Origin of the sequence: Pseudoflavitalea rhizosphaerae, from assembly GCF_003991355.1 — a bacterium.
Lineage (GTDB): Bacteria > Bacteroidota > Bacteroidia > Chitinophagales > Chitinophagaceae > Pseudobacter > Pseudobacter rhizosphaerae.
Genome location: NZ_RCSU01000012.1, coordinates 17195 through 33214 on the forward strand (window position 1 = coordinate 17195; position 16020 = coordinate 33214).

The 16020-nt window shown below is 45.4% G+C and carries 19 protein-coding genes; 2 read left to right on the forward strand and 17 right to left on the reverse strand.

Annotation, left to right across the window (positions count from 1 at the left end; translation table 11 throughout):
* Nucleotides 1–20 precede the first annotated feature (20 nt).
* Together D9Y29_RS19325 and D9Y29_RS19330 are read left to right on the forward strand one after the other, a co-directional pair.
* Complete coding sequence (locus D9Y29_RS19325; protein ID WP_127131302.1) at nucleotides 21–629, forward strand: superoxide dismutase; 609 nt, start codon at nucleotides 21–23, stop codon at nucleotides 627–629.
* 38 nt (nucleotides 630–667) lie between these two features.
* Nucleotides 668–1279: a hypothetical protein gene (locus D9Y29_RS19330; protein ID WP_127131303.1), complete on the forward strand. Its 612-nt coding sequence runs from the start codon at nucleotides 668–670 to the stop codon at nucleotides 1277–1279.
* Between the two features lie 56 nt (nucleotides 1280–1335).
* On the opposite strand, the gene yidD is transcribed toward D9Y29_RS19330, so the two are convergent.
* The 17 genes from yidD to gldC all read right to left on the reverse strand — a co-directional run bounded on the left by yidD (nucleotide 1336) and on the right by gldC (nucleotide 15717).
* Complete coding sequence (gene yidD / locus D9Y29_RS19335; protein ID WP_192909900.1) at nucleotides 1336–1566, reverse strand: membrane protein insertion efficiency factor YidD; 231 nt, start codon at nucleotides 1564–1566, stop codon at nucleotides 1336–1338.
* Nucleotides 1541–1948, reverse strand: a complete 408-nt coding sequence (locus tag D9Y29_RS19340; protein WP_127131304.1) for a ribonuclease P protein component — start codon at nucleotides 1946–1948, stop codon at nucleotides 1541–1543. The genes yidD and D9Y29_RS19340 overlap by 26 nt, the downstream gene beginning before the upstream one ends.
* A 98-nt stretch (nucleotides 1949–2046) precedes the next feature.
* The gene (gene rpmH, locus D9Y29_RS19345) at nucleotides 2047–2202 is read right to left on the reverse strand and encodes a 50S ribosomal protein L34 (RefSeq protein WP_026309617.1); all 156 of its coding nucleotides are present in this window, start codon (nucleotides 2200–2202) and stop codon (nucleotides 2047–2049) included.
* 196 nt (nucleotides 2203–2398) lie between these two features.
* On the reverse strand, nucleotides 2399–3283 hold the full coding sequence (locus tag D9Y29_RS19350; protein WP_127131305.1) for a Riean_0653 family protein: 885 nt from the start codon (nucleotides 3281–3283) through the stop codon (nucleotides 2399–2401).
* Nucleotides 3284–3357: 74 nt separating this feature from the next.
* Nucleotides 3358–4176 (reverse strand): glutamate racemase, encoded by an 819-nt coding sequence (murI, locus tag D9Y29_RS19355; protein ID WP_127131306.1) that lies wholly within the window; start codon nucleotides 4174–4176, stop codon nucleotides 3358–3360.
* Nucleotides 4177–4241: 65 nt separating this feature from the next.
* Nucleotides 4242–4787 carry an OmpH/Skp family outer membrane protein gene (locus D9Y29_RS19360; RefSeq protein WP_164735484.1) on the reverse strand — a complete coding sequence of 182 codons (546 nt, stop codon included), beginning with the start codon at nucleotides 4785–4787 and terminating at the stop codon, nucleotides 4242–4244.
* Nucleotides 4788–4902: 115 nt separating this feature from the next.
* Nucleotides 4903–5415 (reverse strand): OmpH/Skp family outer membrane protein, encoded by a 513-nt coding sequence (locus D9Y29_RS19365; protein WP_127131310.1) that lies wholly within the window; start codon nucleotides 5413–5415, stop codon nucleotides 4903–4905.
* 86 nt (nucleotides 5416–5501) lie between these two features.
* The gene (locus tag D9Y29_RS19370; protein ID WP_127131312.1) at nucleotides 5502–8225 is read right to left on the reverse strand and encodes a BamA/OMP85 family outer membrane protein; all 2724 of its coding nucleotides are present in this window, start codon (nucleotides 8223–8225) and stop codon (nucleotides 5502–5504) included.
* 121 nt (nucleotides 8226–8346) lie between these two features.
* Complete coding sequence (locus tag D9Y29_RS19375) at nucleotides 8347–9111, reverse strand: isoprenyl transferase (protein WP_127131314.1); 765 nt, start codon at nucleotides 9109–9111, stop codon at nucleotides 8347–8349.
* A 143-nt stretch (nucleotides 9112–9254) separates the two neighbouring features.
* Nucleotides 9255–10112 (reverse strand): type IX secretion system protein PorG, encoded by an 858-nt coding sequence (gene porG, locus D9Y29_RS19380; RefSeq protein WP_127131316.1) that lies wholly within the window; start codon nucleotides 10110–10112, stop codon nucleotides 9255–9257.
* Nucleotides 10113–10218: 106 nt separating this feature from the next.
* Nucleotides 10219–11097 carry an NAD kinase gene (locus D9Y29_RS19385; RefSeq protein WP_127131318.1) on the reverse strand — a complete coding sequence of 293 codons (879 nt, stop codon included), beginning with the start codon at nucleotides 11095–11097 and terminating at the stop codon, nucleotides 10219–10221.
* Between the two features lie 16 nt (nucleotides 11098–11113).
* On the reverse strand, nucleotides 11114–12547 hold the full coding sequence (locus D9Y29_RS19390; RefSeq protein WP_164735485.1) for a POTRA domain-containing protein: 1434 nt from the start codon (nucleotides 12545–12547) through the stop codon (nucleotides 11114–11116).
* A 21-nt stretch (nucleotides 12548–12568) separates the two neighbouring features.
* A complete protein-coding gene (locus D9Y29_RS19395) occupies nucleotides 12569–13228 on the reverse strand; it encodes a CBS domain-containing protein (RefSeq protein ID WP_241237988.1) in 660 nt (219 codons plus the stop codon).
* A 167-nt stretch (nucleotides 13229–13395) separates the two neighbouring features.
* On the reverse strand, nucleotides 13396–14172 hold the full coding sequence (locus tag D9Y29_RS19400; protein ID WP_127131323.1) for an alpha/beta fold hydrolase: 777 nt from the start codon (nucleotides 14170–14172) through the stop codon (nucleotides 13396–13398).
* A 141-nt stretch (nucleotides 14173–14313) separates the two neighbouring features.
* Nucleotides 14314–14865 carry a CvpA family protein gene (locus tag D9Y29_RS19405; RefSeq protein ID WP_127131325.1) on the reverse strand — a complete coding sequence of 184 codons (552 nt, stop codon included), beginning with the start codon at nucleotides 14863–14865 and terminating at the stop codon, nucleotides 14314–14316.
* A gap of 33 nt (nucleotides 14866–14898) precedes the next feature.
* Nucleotides 14899–15354, reverse strand: coding sequence for a GatB/YqeY domain-containing protein (locus D9Y29_RS19410; protein ID WP_127131327.1), 456 nt, complete (start codon nucleotides 15352–15354; stop codon nucleotides 14899–14901).
* A gap of 15 nt (nucleotides 15355–15369) precedes the next feature.
* Nucleotides 15370–15717: a gliding motility protein GldC gene (gene gldC, locus D9Y29_RS19415; RefSeq protein ID WP_127131329.1), complete on the reverse strand. Its 348-nt coding sequence runs from the start codon at nucleotides 15715–15717 to the stop codon at nucleotides 15370–15372.
* Nucleotides 15718–16020: the final 303 nt, after the last annotated feature.

Genomic DNA, 16020 nt, shown 5'->3' on the forward strand with positions numbered 1-16020 from the left:
TCAATTTAAAATTTAATAGTATGGCATTCACATTATCACCTCTTCCATATGCAGCTGATGCACTGGAACCTCATATCGACGCAACTACCATGCAGATCCACCATGGTAAGCACCACCAGGCTTATGTTGACAATCTGAATAAAGCAATTGCCGGAACTCCCAATGAGAATAAATCTCTTGAAGAACTGGTAGCAGCAGCCGGCACTATCAGCCCTGCAGTAAGGAACAACGGCGGTGGTCACTGGAACCACAACTTCTTCTGGGAATCTCTTGCTCCCAATGCAGGCGGCGCTCCTTCAGGTGCATTGGCCGATGCTATCAATGCTGCATTCGGTTCTTTCGATGCCTTCAAAGAGAAATTCAATAATGCTGGTATGACCCGCTTCGGTAGCGGTTGGGCATGGCTGATTGTGAAAGATGGTAAACTGGAAGTTTCTTCTACTCCCAACCAGGATAATCCCCTGATGGATGTGGCTGAAGTAAAAGGTCAACCCATTCTCGGAGCCGATGTATGGGAGCATGCTTATTACCTGAAATACCAGAACAAGCGCGCCGATTACCTGGCTGCTTTCTGGAATGTAGTGAACTGGACCAAGGTAGCTGAACGTTTCGCAGCTGCATCCAAATAAGCGAGCACAACCATCCTTTTTACTAAATTTTGCAATGCATGAAACAAACTATCATCACCGCCTGCACGGTGGCATTTCTGGCAACTGCCTGTTCATCCGGATCTGATGTGAAGAGATTAGTGGTAATGAGCAGTGGCAAGATCCAGGCCGCAGGTAAAGACGCCAAAGAGATCACTTTCGAACCAGGTACACAGCACAACGAAATGGAATTCCAGTACGTTGGCAAGGACCCGGTTAAATTTACCGTGAAAAGCAAGGATGGTGATAAAACCTACGACCTCACCGAGAATGGCGCTTACGTACTGAACCTGAAATCAGCAGATACACTGATCGGCAGTATCGTGAACTATGGTAACTCAGGTATCCCAACTTCTATCACAACAGAACAATTGCAGCACATCGTAGACAGTACGCAGCAGTTGATCATGGGCATCAACGCCAGTGATGAGGCCAGGACCTATTTTCTTGTGCCTAATACCATCAAGAAGATCAGCGCTAATTACAACGCAAGACTGATCGGGCCATTCAATGGTATCCCCAATTCCGTGGAAGTAGATAAGGATGGTAAAGCTCCGGAAGTCTACAAGTTTGCTACCACCAAACAAAAACGCGAAGACCTGTACAAACTGGTTGAGCGCATGAACAAATAAGCGGAATTCATTTTCCGGAGAGAAGCATGAAGTGACAAACTTCGTGCTTTTTTCGTTTAAGGAACAGGGTCATATCCATGACCACCCCAGGGATGACAACGACTGATGCGTTTCACTGCCAGCCAGAAACCTTTGAACAGCCCGTATTTTTTGAATGCTTCCACTGCATAATGCGAGCAGGTAGGTGTATAACGGCATTTGGGCCCCAGCAAAGGAGAGATGCCCCACTGGTACAGTTTGATCAGCGCGATAAAAGGGAGACTAAGTATTTTGAGGATTTGCTTCATTGACAATGCCGCTAAGTCTTTGCAAAACTACACCGATCTTCTCACTCACAACATTATAATCAGGTAGTTCCTTTCCAACATAAATGAAGAAAATGGCCAGTTTAACATTGCCTTGAACAGTGGCATCCTGCAGTTGTTGCTTCTGCAGGCGGTATGCTTCACGCATGAGCCGTTTGATGCGGTTGCGGTCTGTCGACTTTCCAAAATGACGGCTGCTGGCGGTAAAGCCGGCCTGTAGGGAGGTTTCTATGTAAGGGATGAAAGCATACGATACCCGCAAAGGAAAGACGGAGAAATGCTTTCCTTTTTTGAAGAGCTGCTCGATGGCTTTTCGCCTCTTGAGCCGCTCCGTTTTGCCGAGCGTGTTTCTTTGATCCTTCATGATTCATCAAAAATAAAATAGCTCCGGCATATGCGGAGCTATTAATATAGTAGGAAGACTGATCAGCAGGGAATGAACCATTACTGCGCAGCGATCATTTATTTCAATTTCCTTTCATCAGAAACAGTCAGTTTCTTACGGCCTTTAGCCCTGCGGCTTGCCAGTACCTTACGGCCATTGGCAGTTTGCATACGCTTACGGAAACCATGAACGGTTTTACGACGACGGCGGTGAGGTTGGAATGTACGTTTCATAATTGTTTTCGTTTACACTTTTTGCGCTTCGATTTTGCGAAGCTTTGTTGAATGCGGCCTGGGAGAACAAGCCTGGTTTCTTTTTCAGCCCCACGGGTCACCACACCTGTAGGATTGTGAAAGGACGGCAAAGGTAGGGTAAATCAAATCTTTTTCCAACCAGTGAATCGTAAATTTCCGGGAAGAATCTTATTAATTAGTAAGTTACTGAAAACGAACCTTCTGTAATAGGTACATCAGGATTAGCAGGTGGATTGGCCTGGTCCTCTGCAGTGAACTGGAAACTGCCTTTGATGGTCCGGTTCTGATGCTCTGTAATCTTCAATGTGCCTCCGGCTCCTGCACCATAGGCTTTGTTGCCATTTAAATAAATGGCCATATAAAAAATATTGGTATTGTCCAGAGGATAGTCACCCGGTACGATAGTTTCAGGAACGGAGATTGTTATGGTTTTGGTCGCATTTTCAGTGCCAACGATACCAATCACACCCTGGTTGAGGGCGCCTCCTGCCTGTGGTGCAATCCATTCAGTACCGTCGATCTTGCATTTAAAAGAATTGCCGGTGCCGGTTGTAGGAGGATCTGCTGTATATGGAAGGTTCTCAAAAACACCTTCCGTGATCATGATTGATTTATCATCGATTGACCTGTAGAGTTTGAAGGTGAAATTGCCGGACATCCTTTTGGTGGCTTCATCGATCTTTGTGATGTTCACGGTGCCGCCTGCAATGCTGGAATTAGCGCCCTGATCTGTAGAATAACCTACAGGTGATGCTTCATTATTATCGATCACAATGGCAAAATGATCACTGGCCTGATCTAACTGGTAAGTACCAACGCTGGTAGTCTTGATCTGGATCATCAGGTCAAAATTATCCTGGCTTGCGCCTGTGATGGTAACGTGTTCATTCATGATGGTGGCTGAAGCTGTTTTGTTGGCAGTCCATTGCTTACCATCTATTTTCATTCGCAAGCTCCCTGCACCACCATCTCCGGTGGAATCCAAACTTTTTTCTTTCAGACAAGATACCAGGCCGAATATCATCAACACTGGCAAACACATACGAAGTAACCTGTTCATATGATTAAATTGATCAATGATTGAATACTTATGGGTACGGGTTGGATACGAAATTAGCTTTCTTTACTGAACAATTAAAGTGCCACATGCTGCGATTGAAGCCTTTCTCCAAAGAATATACTGGCCTGGCTATTGAAATCGTTGGGGTCGTCAGTAGTGAAAAATTGCCGGCTGCCACCTTTGCTGCAACGGCTTTCCATTTCCGGATGCCTTTGCAGGTAATCGGCAAGGCTTTGCGCCACAACAGGCCCCTGGCTCATCACCTGTATTCCGGGAGGAAGAAACTGTTTGATCTTATTCAATAGCAAGGGATAATGGGTACAGGCCAGGAGCAGCAGATCGGTACCTGGTTGCTTTTCCAGGATTCTGACCAGGTGTTGCTGAATGAAATAATCAGCGCCTGGCTGCTGATGCTCATTGTTCTCCACCAGCGGCACCCACATGGGGCAGGCTTCCTGCTGTACTTCCACCTCCGGAAAGAACTTTTCTATTTCGATTCGATACGATTCCGAATTCACGGTTCCCCTGGTAGCGAGGATGCCTATCTTTTTATTTTGCGTAAAAGTTCCAACTATTTCGGAAGTAGGCCGGATCACACCGAGCACACGGTTAGCAGGCGCAATTATGGGGAGATCATTTTGCTGGATGGTGCGGAGTGCTTTGGCAGAAGCCGTATTGCAGGCCAGTATCACCAACGGGCAGCCCTGATCGAAAAACCATTTCACGCATTGCAGCGTATAATGATATACGGTATCGAAGCTGCGATTACCATAGGGAGCACGTGCATTATCGCCGAGATAGATATAATCGTATTGAGGTAGTTTGTGCAGGATCTCTTTCATTACAGTGAGACCGCCATATCCTGAATCGAAGATTCCGATGGGTGCATGCATGCTCAAAAATACAACAAAAAAGCCCCACCGGGGGTGAGGCTTCTTCAATATGTTACAGTATTAACTTATGGTTTTTTAGCGGGAGCATTACCGGCAGCAGGCGGCAATTTGATGTTCAGCTTTTTTGCTACCAGCGGCAGGATGTCTTCTGCAGGAGGAGCCACCAGCAGCGCTTCTTTCTCGAAAACATAAGTATATCCGCTTTCTTTGGCAACAGCCTGGATAGCGTCGAATGCTTTTTTGTTGATTGGCATGATCAGCTCATCGCGTTTTTGCTGGAGCAGATTCTGGATGCGCTCTTCTTCACCACCGAGCTCAGTGCTCAGTTTATTCAGTTCAGTTCTTTTTACAGTTTTCACTGCATCGGACATGGTAGTTGAGTCCTTGATGAATTTTTCATATGCTGCGTAGAATGCAGTTTGTTTTTCCTGTGCGCTTGCCAGCAGTGCATTGCGATAATCTGTGAGGGATGAATCAGCTTTCCGGGTTTCAGGCATGATACCGATCACTTCCTGTGAACTGATATAGCCGATTTTTGTTTGTGCCTGAGCGTGTGCAGCAACCATCATAAGCCCTGAAGCGAACAACACTACTGTAAAAAACTTTTTCATGTGTTTCATTTTAGTTGTTTAGGACACCCTTAGCCCGGGAATTGGGGTGGGCATTATTTACGTTTAAGTTGAAATTTTATAACAATAAGTTGTTCCCCTGATGTTGCTTTCACGATTATTTAACACCGAGCTCCTTTAAAATATCTTCACTCCGATCCAGCTTGGGGTCGGCAAAGATAACAGTAATTCCTTCACTTTTATCCAAAATAAAATCGTATCCGCGGCTCACGGCTATTTTCTGGATAGCGTTGAAAACCTTGTCCTGTATAGGTTTCACCAGTTCCTGCCTCTTCTTGAACAGATCGCCTTCAAAACCAAAGCGTTTGCGTTGAAGATCTCTCAGTTCTTTCTCGCGGATGAATAATTCGTCTTCTCTTTTTTTCTTCAGTTCATCGCTAAGCATTACCTGTTCAGCATCAAAATCTTTATACATCTTATCGAGAACAGCCTGCTTATCGTCGATCTCTTTTTGCCAGGCCATGCTGAACTGGTCCAGTTTCTTCTGTGCTTCCTTGTACTCAGGCATCTTGTCGAGGATATACCTTGTATCAACAATTGCGTATCGCTGAGCATTGGCCAGTTGGGCCACCAACATCACTCCCAGGAGGATAAAGAGTATTTTTTTCATATCACTTCTTTTTAAGTTTATGAGAAAGGATATAAATATCCAGATAATCTCTGAAATGCCGGGGTTTACAGGCCTTTAAAAAAAGATTATTCGGGTTCAAATCCAAGCATGAAGGTAAAGCGTGCGGCATCGCGCAGTTTTCCTTCAGGTTTGAGACGGTCGAAACCAACACCGTAATCAAATCCAAGCAAGCCGAACATAGGCAGGAAGAAACGCATACCCACACCGGCACTTCTTCTCAGGCGGAAAGGATTATAGTCTTTATAATCATACCATCCGTTGGCAGCTTCAAACCATAACATACCATAGATGGTGCTGCTGGGGTTGGTAGTAAACGGATAGCGGAGTTCCAATGTATACTTATTGAACATTGTGAAGAACTGTGTTGCCGATTGCTGATCGGGATTCACCTTCGGATCGGAGTTCTCATACACGGGATATCCGCGGTGAGCAATGATATCATAACCCAGGATGAAGTTACCATTGGCCAGGCCTGCGTCACCCACCTGGAAGCGCTCAAACGGAGAATAATCCAGCTTGTTGTTGTATCGGCCCATGAAACCGTATTTGGCCGCAGCACGCAATACGAACTGCCTTGTTCTGTCTGCCCCCATCGCTTTACCGATCGGGATGAACCATTCGGCATTGAACCGCCATTTGTGGAATTCAGGCAATTTATAGTTGTCTTCGTTGGTGATATTCTTATTGAACAATGAATACGGAGGCGTCACCTGCACGCTGGCCAGGAAGTTGGAACCGCTCACAGGGAACATTGGGTTGGGGCCCGCGGAGTTCCGTGCCAGCGCCAGTTTGAAGCTGAGGTTGTTTGAAGTTCCATCCGAGAAGGATGAAATGAAATATGGATAGTTGATCAGCTTGTACTGAGTAAAGCTGATTGAATAGATCAGTGTAAAGAAGTCATCGGGCCATTTCAATTGTTTTCCCAATGATACAGACGCACTGAAACTTTTCAGTTTGTTGGTATCGCTGTACACATAACGGCTGCCATCATAGCCACCGGTACGGAACATAGTTTTTGACAGACTCACGGTGAGTGAGTTCCTTTTCTTTCCACCCAGCCATGGCTCAGTGAAAGAAGCATTGTAGCTCTGGAATGCGCGTCCGTTGGACTGGATACGCAGGCTGAGTTTTTGTCCGTCACCAGTAGGTAACGGATCCCATGCTTTCTTATTAAAGATATTACGGATAGAAAAGTTGTTGAAGGATACACCCACTGTACCGGTCAGACCGATACCACCACCCCAACCGGCGCTGAGCTCCAGCTGATCGGAAGATTTTTCTTCCAACGTATAATGAATGTCTACTGTTCCATCATCCTGATTGGGTACAGGGTTGATGCCGATCTTCTCCTGGTTGAAATAACCAAGCTGTGAGATCTCACGCTGAGAGCGGATAAGATCAGTACGACTGAATTTATCGCCGGGCAGTGTACGGAGTTCACGACGGATCACGTGCTCCTTTGTTTTATCATTACCGGCAATGGTAATGTTCTTGATGGTTGCCTGCGGACCTTCGCGCATACGGATCTCGAAGTCGATGGTATCATTGTATACCGCCGTTTCAACCGGGTCAACCTGGAAGAAGAGGTATCCATCGTCCATATAATAACTACCGATGTCTCCACCTTCCTGGGTGAGTTGTTTGCCGAGTTTCCTGTTGAGGGTCTCCAGGTTATAGATATCACCCTTCTTGATGCCCAGCAACATTGTGAGCACAGAATCGGAATATTTTGTATTTCCTTTCCAGGTGATATTACCGAAATAGTATTTGCGGCCTTCATCAACCTTCAGGTCAACTTTCAGATTGCCTTTGTTGTTGAAGTATTGCGTGTCTGCTACGATAGAGGCATCGCGGAAACCGAGAGAGTTATAAAATTCCAGCACACGGTCTTTGTCTTCGAGATATTTCTTCTCATTGAATTTGGCGGAGCTGAAAAGTTTGAAGCGGAAATAAGGATCGAGGAATTCTTTTGTTTTGGTGAGCGAGAGGAAACCTGCATTGTTCAGGTATTCATTGAAAGAGGTTTCTTTGTTCACACCATAAGGGCTGGTTTCCTTTGTGGGGAAGAGTGTGATCTTGGTCATCTCTTTGGTGCCCTTCATTTGTTTCTTCAGTTTCATCTCTCCCACTTCTTCATTGCCGTAGAAGTTTACACCATCGATACGCACTTTGTTTCCCTTGACAACCGTAAGGGTAAGGATCACAGAGTTGGGGAGTGCGGGATCCGGGGCTGATTCAATTTCAACAGTAGCTCCCCTGTTTCCTTTTTCAGTATAATATTTTTGGATCGCGTCTACAGCATTTCGTTTAACGTTTTCCGTTACTACCTTTCCTACAACCAGGTCTGTTTTGGGTTTCAGTTCATCTTCATCTGATTTGCGCACACCTTTGATAAAGAATTTGGAGAGGGTGGGCATTTCAGTAACATGGATTTCTATGTAGAGGTTGGAGCCTTCGAGTTTGGTAAAGTAGATCTGAACGTTGGAGAAGAGGCGTTGTTTCCAGAGATTGTTGATGGCTTTAGAGAAATTGTCGCCTCCTGGTATCAGTACTTTGTCTCCAATATTGAACCCGGCGATGGAGATGAGCAGTTGTTCGTCGTATCTTTTGGTTCCTGTAACGGTCACTCCTGCGATGATGTATTCTTTTGGATTTCTTGAGGTGAGTATTGCTTCCAGCTCCGGATCCACGGAAGTTGGGATGGTATCCCTTTCCTGCCCATAAGCCGAACCTGCCAATAACAGAACGAAAGCCAATAAAAATACAGGGGAAGTAAACGTACGCTGCATTCCGGGTTGTTTAAGCTGGAGCAAATTAAAGGGATTTATTAATTGTGTTTTAAAACTGTTTGTTAAAACGCGCTGCTGATGATCGATTTTTTCCGGGGAAATGGTGAATCATGAGAAGGGCTTATTGATTGACGACAGTTTCCTGCTGCAACTGGTCTCCTGTTTTACCAAATCTTCTTTCTCTTTTCTGGAAGTCGATAATGGCCTCGTACAGATTTTCCTTGCGGAAGTCGGGCCAGCGTACATTGGTAAAATAAAGTTCTGCATAAGCCAGTTGGTAAAGCAGGAAATTGCTGATGCGATATTCTCCACTGGTTCTGATCATCAGTTCGGGATCAGGGAAATTACCGGTGGAAAGGTAGCCAGACAGCGTATCCTGTGTAATGGAGGCGGGATCTATTTTTCCGGCCTTAACATCTTCTGCGATATGTTTCACCGCCTGTACCAGTTCCCATCGGCTGCTGTAGCTGAGCGCCATGATAAGATTAAGGCCGGTATTGCGGCTGGTGATCTCGAGTGATTCGCGCAGCGCCTGCTTTGCATATTCAGGCAGCATGTTCATATCACCGATCACATGCAGTTTGATATTGTTCCTGTTGAGTGTTTCGGTTTCTTTCCGGATGGTTTCCACCAGCAGTTCCATCAGACCGGTTACTTCCTGTTGCGGCCTGTCCCAGTTCTCGGTGGAAAAAGCATATAATGTAAGGTATCCTACACCAAGCTCGGCGCAGCCCTCTACTATATTACGTACACTTTCCACTCCGTGAAAGTGACCATAGAGGCGGTCCTGACCTTTCTCTTTAGCCCAACGGCCATTACCGTCCATGATAATGGCGATATGACTGGGCAGTCGCTGCAGGTCAATATGGTCCTTTCGGCTCCTCATACCTTAATTTTTGAAGGGCTCAAAGGTACAAAAATTTAACTCCGATGCTATTTTCATCAAAATTTTATCTACTTGTTATGAACATGGGTCCATAATCCTTTAAAATAGCCCGACGAGCGGGCGGTTTCTTACAATTGACAGGATCAGTTTGCCGATGGGCACCTGTAAGATGAGAGGTTGAAGGAGAAAGTGATCTCAGCAAAAATGTATTGGTCTTTTTGTTTGGAGAAGCCACGTTGTCTGCCTTCGATACCGATGATATCCCCTGTTTCGTAGGATCTGTCCTGCAGCAGGCGGGCTACTGAAGGCGTACCATCCGGGAGATCAGGGAACTTGTCTGCACCCACATAAGTTTTACTCACATCATCCAGATAATCGGTACCGGTAAAGCGGTGCACCACTTCAAAACCTATATTCATCCTTTCATTCAGTGCATACTTCACACCAACGCCGAAGGGAATACAGAAAGACATATTGCTGTAAGCTTTCCTGTCTGGATAAGCTGCAGAGCCCTGTCCCTCCGTTCCAAGCGGACGAAGAAAATATTTTTTACCGCCGAGATAGGCGAATGGGTCATAATTGAAAACCCCGGCGCCCACTGTAACATAAGGAGTGAAACGATGATAGGGGTCGGCCGGAATGAATTTGAAGAAATTGAAATCGCCCTGGACCGTCAGCTCAAAAATATTCGTGTTGAAGCTGAGGTTCCTTCTTTGCTGGTAAACGTTGGAAGTATTGTAAGTATCGGAATAGCCGAGCTGTGCAAAGTGACCGGCTACACGAAGGGCAATATAATTTCCGAATTGTTTGCGGAAGAAAACTCCCACTGCAGGCTTGGGCCTGTTAAGGCGGGCCCTGGTGTTGAGATCTCCGAAATAGTGAGCGCCGCCAACTGAGATACCAAATTCACCTACGTGAACATAGCTTTCATATTGGGCTAAAACCTGTGATGTCTGGAAGAGCGTGCCTAGCACCAGCAGTGAAAACACCAGTTTCTTCATAACTGCAATATAATGATTAAGTATGTTGCCTTTAACGGCAGAACCTGGTTTTTCTGTCTATTGGAAAAGTTAAAGTACCGCCTCACAGCGGGTTTCACGGAAATGATCAGTTTCTTGTATCAAGCCCCCAGGACAACTTATTTCGAAGAGTCTGGAGAAAATTGTTTTCATTCAATCTTACAAGACTGATGTTGAACGATTCACGCCTTACTGCAAGTTGCACTTTCTTTTCCACAATTTCCTTTCTTGAGTCCAGTGCGCAAATAAAATGATCGGCCCTTGCTTCCACTTCAAAAGATATTACGTTGTCATCGGGCACAACGATGGGTCTGACGTTCAAATTATGTGGCGCCACAGGCGTGATCACGAAACTGGATGATTCCGGAAATACAACCGGACCATTGCAGCTCAGCGAGTAGCCCGTTGATCCCGTTGGCGTAGCTACAATCAGTCCGTCAGCCCAATACGTATTTAAAAAATCTCCATTGAGATACGTGTGTATCTTGATCATTGGAGAAGTATCTGTTTTGTGGATCGCAAATTCGTTCAATCCGTAAGGCACATTTCCAAAAAGCGGTTTGTCTGCATCCAGGTGAATAAGCGAACGCTTATCGATCACTATATTCCTCTTCACCAAAGATTGTACCGCAGTGTGTAGTTCATCGCGGCCGATACTGGCCAGAAAACCCAATCTTCCGAAGTTGATACCCAGTACAGGGATGTTTTTATCACGAACGAGTGTAACGGTATCCAGCAGTGTTCCATCGCCACCGAGACTGATCACAAAATCGATGGACTCTCCCAGATCTGCGGGATCACTGAAAATAGCGGTCTTCTCCGGGAACCGGAAGGAAGACTTGATGGTTTCAAAGAACGGATGATAGATCACCGGTTCTATGTTTTCCTTGGCCAGTTCATCGAGCAATTGCTGAACGTCTGCCTTCTGCTCGTTGTCGATGATCCGGCTGTAGATAGCTACTTTCATAATGGGTTGCTGTTACTTAAAACTCGTTCTTGATGTGTAAAAATAGCCCCTTTTGGCCTAATTGGTTGAAGCTATAATCGAAGCGGAAGATAAAATCGTAAAAAGTGACAATATCCACACCAAACCCGCCTGTGTACAGCATTTTATTCACCAGGGAATTGTCTTTCAGGTTTTTGTTGTAAGCATAACCCATATCCCCAAACGTTCTTGCATAAATGCGGAAAGGGATCCTGTCGTGCGTTTTGGATTTGATAAAAGTAGGTATATTGAAACGGAACAACTCACGGCGGAATGTTTGCCTGGTAAGGCCTGCTGCCACACCATCCACCACATATCGTTCCAGTCCGCGCAGGTAGAGATCTCCATATCCGAACAGGCGCTGATTGATATACGGTTGATCAAATGGGAGTCGCACTACAGCATTGGCCTGCCAGCCGAAATAGAATTTCTTACCTATCCTCCATCCTTTGAAGAACTTTCCGGAAAACTCCCACATATTGTTATCCGCATGAAAGCCACGTTTGAGCAGGCTTCCCGAGGCCTGGATACCGGTGAGCGGGAAATGGACATAATCCACATTCACATAATTAAGCGTATAGGAGATTTCCGGGTATTCGATACTGGTAGTTTGCGGGCCGAAGTATTTCGGATTGAGGAGCAGCACCTGGCTGTCTATGATCTGTTTGGTATAAGAAAGGCGAAAGGCATGAAAAGTACGGAGACCGGGACGATAAGTATAATCGATATGACCTGAATATTGCTGGAAGCCTTCTTTGAGCGAGTCAATAAATTGTTGCTGGTTGTCAACAGTTGAATAATTGATCTCTTTATTGGAGGAGTACTTGAATCCGATTCGGTAACCATGCTTCAGGGTCTTATCTGCATAAGGCTGATCGTATTCGAATTGTAACTGTTTCGTATAACCGGTGATCAGCCATAGCCGGAGTTTGTCGTTACGGCCTGTGAAATTGTACCAGGTGAATTTGAAACCATAATTAAGGCGGTCTGTGCTGTAGCCCTGCTTTCCCCATTCCACCAGGTTTCGGTCTACAGGTTTTACATAAGGCAGGGGGAAGATGTACCATCGTTCTTTCAATTCGATATTCACATCCACCGTATAGCCCCGGAATGCTTTGAGAGAAACGATCACTTCATTGAAGAGGCCAGTATTGAACAATTGCCTTCTGGCTATTTCAAATCCTTTAACGAGGTCGGGAAGATAGATGGAATCGCCGGATTTGAATGGAAGCTCACGTTCTACAATATACGATTTGGTGCGGCGGTTGCCCTGGATATAGATGGTCCCTACCACGAAGGGCGTAGGTTGTGCCTTATCTATGTAGCGATCGGAATTGTTGTAAAGCCGTAATGTGTCAGTGTCTGATGTTTGCGCAAGGGAAACGATACAGCAGAACAACAGTATGGCAGTAAATTGATATTTGTATCCCATCCGCATGCTCGCTTGTCGCAGCTAGATATTGAGGTAATTCATGAGGTGATCGTAATTACTTCTGAGCTCATTTTCGTAAAGCTCTTCTCCGAAGTAATATTTCACCTGGTATTCATATCGCTGGAAGGTAGCAATGATGTCTGAAATTTCAAACTTGCTCACTTTGATGGTAACATAGAAAGCGCTGGTATTACTGTCCCAATGAGTATTGAGCTGTGTGATCTGAGCGTCATTGGTTTCTATCAGTTTGCTGATCTCGGAAAAGGAAAAATTGCGTTGCTCCATTTCGAGCACGATGATTCCCCCGGGTTCGTTGGCGCCGGTGGTTTTGCCCAGTTGTTTGAGTAGGTCGCTGACGGTGATCACGCCGATGAATTCTCCGTCTTTCTCTGTAACCGGAACAATGGACAGGTTGTGCTCATTGGCCATTTGTACAGATTCCAGGAAATGGGAGCCGGCCCTTGCGGAAATACGGGAAAAATAATTTGCGAATTGCTGAAGCAGTGCATTCTCATCCTTGTCCATCAGATCGTCTTCAGAAGCCATGCCCAGGTATTTCTCTTCAGCAACTACGGGAAGCTGTGCTACATGAAACTCCTGCATCAGCTCCATGGCCTGGAACACAGTATCGCCCGGGCTGAGCGAAGGAATGGCGGATGATATGAGTTCTTTGTTTAACACAGGTAATGTTGCTGTTTGTTTTTAGCACCAGTGAATCAGAAAGGTTTCAATAAAACTTAGCAAAGCAAGGCAGAGAACGTCAGAGCAAAAATAAGACCACACCGAAACAATTACCTGCTGCCATGCAGCCGGGAGAAACCGTTTCTTTTTTACTAAGACGCAAGAATTCAGGCTACCGCTGCGGGCTCATTCAATTTTGTAAGAAATTTATGCAGTATACGGTTGAATTCTTCCGGCACCTCCATCATGGGTGCATGGCCACATTTGTCAATAAAATGCAGTTCGCTGTTGGGAATCAGTCGCTGGAATTCCCTGGCCACGAATGGTGGAGTAACCGTATCGTTGTTGCCCCATATCAATAACGTGGGCTGTTTGATTTGATTGAGCTCTTCACCCAGATTATTTCTGATAGCGCTCTTGGCGAGGGCGATGATCTTAATTACTTTCAGACGATTGTTAGTAGTTTCAAATACTTCATCCACGATCTCTTTGGTAGCCACTTTAGGGTCGTAGAATGTTTGTTCAGTTTTTTTCTTAATATATTCGTAATCGCCTCTTTTTGGATAGGTATCCCCCATTCCGTTCTCAAAAAGACCGGAACTACCCGTAAGGATCAGGGATTTTATCCTTTCGGGATGTTTAAGAACGTGTAAGATGCCAACATGTCCTCCGAGCGAATTGCCCAGCAGGTGAACATCCTTATAATCCCTGTATTCAATGAATTTATGAACGAACTTCTGCAGTCCGCTAACGGAAGTATGGAGGAGGTCCAGGTCAAGCAAGGGGAGCATGGGTACCACCACTTTATAATGGTGGCGGAAATATTCTATCAAATCCTGGAAGTTGCTCAATGCGCCGAATAGACCGTGTAACAACACTAACGGTTCTCCCTCACCTTCTTCAAGAAATTTGAATTTGTCCGCCTGTTTGATCTCGTAATTCATCAGATAAATCGGTTCAATTCAGTCAAATATTCGCTAAAATAAACGATTTACCTCAAATATGGCATCGTTCCATTTTCAGCAGTTAAATTTTACTGTAAACTACAATTTTTTTGCGTCTTTCCGGTCACAGTGTTGTGATGGTCAGACAGCTTTTTGTGCAGATGCATCAGCTGCGATCCTTTCAAAAAAAGTTTCCAGTTCAGTAAACATATCTTTAAATGCAGGGATCAGCTTGCCGATTCCATCCACCACCCAGGGGCCCAGCGGTTGTATGTACGCGTAGGTAACTGACTGCCGGATACTTTCTGCACTGATCAATTTCAATTGCTCTGCATAGAATAGCAGTACACTGTAAGCAAGTATATATATAATTATATACAACAGAATACCACCCAATTTGTTGGCCCAACCCAGCAAAGCTACTTCCAGAGTAGCTTCCAGGAGATTGGCGCCTAATCTTATCAGCAGTACTGCTCCTATGAACACCACTGCGAAAGAAATAAAAGGCAACCATTTTGCAGAAATGCTGGTGGAATCTTTCAACCATTCCGCCACAAGTGCGGACAGTTTCATGGCGGCAACAATTCCCACAATCAATCCGATCACGGAGAACACTGCTATCACCAATCCACGCTGCCATCCTTTGATGACAGCCATGATCAGCATAATGATAAAGACAATATCAATGATCATGGAGTATCATTAACGGGTGTTCTACCCGTTTTCTTATTTGCTCAGCAACTCTTTTACCATGGCACTGATAGATTTTCCATCAGCTTTGCCGGCGAGTTGTTTGGAAGCTACGCCCATTACCTTACCCATATCTGCCGGGGAACTGGCGCCAACAGCTACGATGATCTCGCCAACAACAGCCTTCAATTCCTCTGCACTCATTTGTTTGGGCAGGAACTTTTCAATCACTGCAATTTCTTCCTGCTCTTTTTTGGCGAGGTCTTCCCTGTTCTGCTGCTGAAATATGTCCAGCGAATCCTTACGCTGCTTCACCAGTTTTTGCAGAAGCTTGATCTCGGCATCCTGCGTAAGATCTGCACCTCCTGCACCTTCGGCTGTTTTGGCCAGCAGGATTGCGGCCTTGATGGCGCGAAGGCTTCGAAGTGTAGCTTCGTCTTTGGCCAGCATCGCTGCTTTAAGGTCTGTATTCACCGTTTGCTCGAGGCTCATATACTATTTTTGATGTTAGGCTTTGTTCTGTTCGAGTTGGATTTCCTGGAACCTCTTATAGAAGTCCTGGGCAAACACCCTCATTTTCTCTACCAGTTCCGCCTGGTGTGTGGAACGCTCAAAACTGTCTGCCATGGTCATGATGGTCTGATAATAAAAGTCGGCCATCTCGTCCACCATCATTTCTTTGGTCCAGAGATCCATGCGGAGAGCGGTCTTATCCGTGCCATCCCAGAAGGCCAGCATCAGCGCTTTGGCTGCACGGGCATTGTCTGCTGTACTCTCAGTTGCGCTCCAGGAGATGCTTTCAGGTACACGCTTATCGTCCAGCTGTACGTCTATAGTGATCGTTGATTTTGTCATGTTTTTATTGACAATCAGGTTTTTGTAAAATAGAACCCCAAAAATACGGGGAATAATTCTATCAAATAGTGATGGATATTACCAAACTGGTAAATTATCCACTTTTTAACCCATAATAATACCAAAACCAGACCCAGATTCGTTACTGTTCAATGGCATTGACCAAACAGTATTAATCCGGCTGTTTGCATTCGGGCCTTCCTGCACAAATTACTATGATCCAAATAAGCGTAAAACCGCCTTGTACCGCGGTTTTTCCGGAAGTAGTTTTGGGCAGTGACACCATAATCCGATACGTTTATG

Excerpts from the sequence above, each read along its gene's own strand:
- D9Y29_RS19340 (WP_127131304.1), bottom strand. The coding sequence starts at position 1,948 with ATGAAGGATCAAAGAAACACGCTCGGCAAAACGGAGCGGCTCAAGAGG.
- murI (WP_127131306.1), bottom strand. The coding sequence starts at position 4,176 with ATGCATGCACCCATCGGAATCTTCGATTCAGGATATGGCGGTCTCACT.
- D9Y29_RS19325 (WP_127131302.1), top strand. The coding sequence starts at position 21 with ATGGCATTCACATTATCACCTCTTCCATATGCAGCTGATGCACTGGAA.
- yidD (WP_192909900.1), bottom strand. The coding sequence starts at position 1,566 with ATGAAGCAAATCCTCAAAATACTTAGTCTCCCTTTTATCGCGCTGATC.
- D9Y29_RS19405 (WP_127131325.1), bottom strand. The coding sequence starts at position 14,865 with ATGATCATTGATATTGTCTTTATCATTATGCTGATCATGGCTGTCATC.
- rpmH (WP_026309617.1), bottom strand. The coding sequence starts at position 2,202 with ATGAAACGTACATTCCAACCTCACCGCCGTCGTCGTAAAACCGTTCAT.
- D9Y29_RS19400 (WP_127131323.1), bottom strand. The coding sequence starts at position 14,172 with ATGAATTACGAGATCAAACAGGCGGACAAATTCAAATTTCTTGAAGAA.
- D9Y29_RS19385 (WP_127131318.1), bottom strand. The coding sequence starts at position 11,097 with ATGAAAGTAGCTATCTACAGCCGGATCATCGACAACGAGCAGAAGGCA.
- D9Y29_RS19330 (WP_127131303.1), top strand. The coding sequence starts at position 668 with ATGAAACAAACTATCATCACCGCCTGCACGGTGGCATTTCTGGCAACT.
- D9Y29_RS19350 (WP_127131305.1), bottom strand. The coding sequence starts at position 3,283 with ATGAACAGGTTACTTCGTATGTGTTTGCCAGTGTTGATGATATTCGGC.
- D9Y29_RS19390 (WP_164735485.1), bottom strand. The coding sequence starts at position 12,547 with ATGGGATACAAATATCAATTTACTGCCATACTGTTGTTCTGCTGTATC.
- D9Y29_RS19365 (WP_127131310.1), bottom strand. The coding sequence starts at position 5,415 with ATGAAAAAAATACTCTTTATCCTCCTGGGAGTGATGTTGGTGGCCCAA.
- D9Y29_RS19410 (WP_127131327.1), bottom strand. The coding sequence starts at position 15,354 with ATGAGCCTCGAGCAAACGGTGAATACAGACCTTAAAGCAGCGATGCTG.
- D9Y29_RS19375 (WP_127131314.1), bottom strand. The coding sequence starts at position 9,111 with ATGAGGAGCCGAAAGGACCATATTGACCTGCAGCGACTGCCCAGTCAT.
- D9Y29_RS19370 (WP_127131312.1), bottom strand. The coding sequence starts at position 8,225 with ATGCAGCGTACGTTTACTTCCCCTGTATTTTTATTGGCTTTCGTTCTG.
- porG (WP_127131316.1), bottom strand. The coding sequence starts at position 10,112 with ATGAAGAAACTGGTGTTTTCACTGCTGGTGCTAGGCACGCTCTTCCAG.
- D9Y29_RS19360 (WP_164735484.1), bottom strand. The coding sequence starts at position 4,787 with ATGAAAAAGTTTTTTACAGTAGTGTTGTTCGCTTCAGGGCTTATGATG.
- gldC (WP_127131329.1), bottom strand. The coding sequence starts at position 15,717 with ATGACAAAATCAACGATCACTATAGACGTACAGCTGGACGATAAGCGT.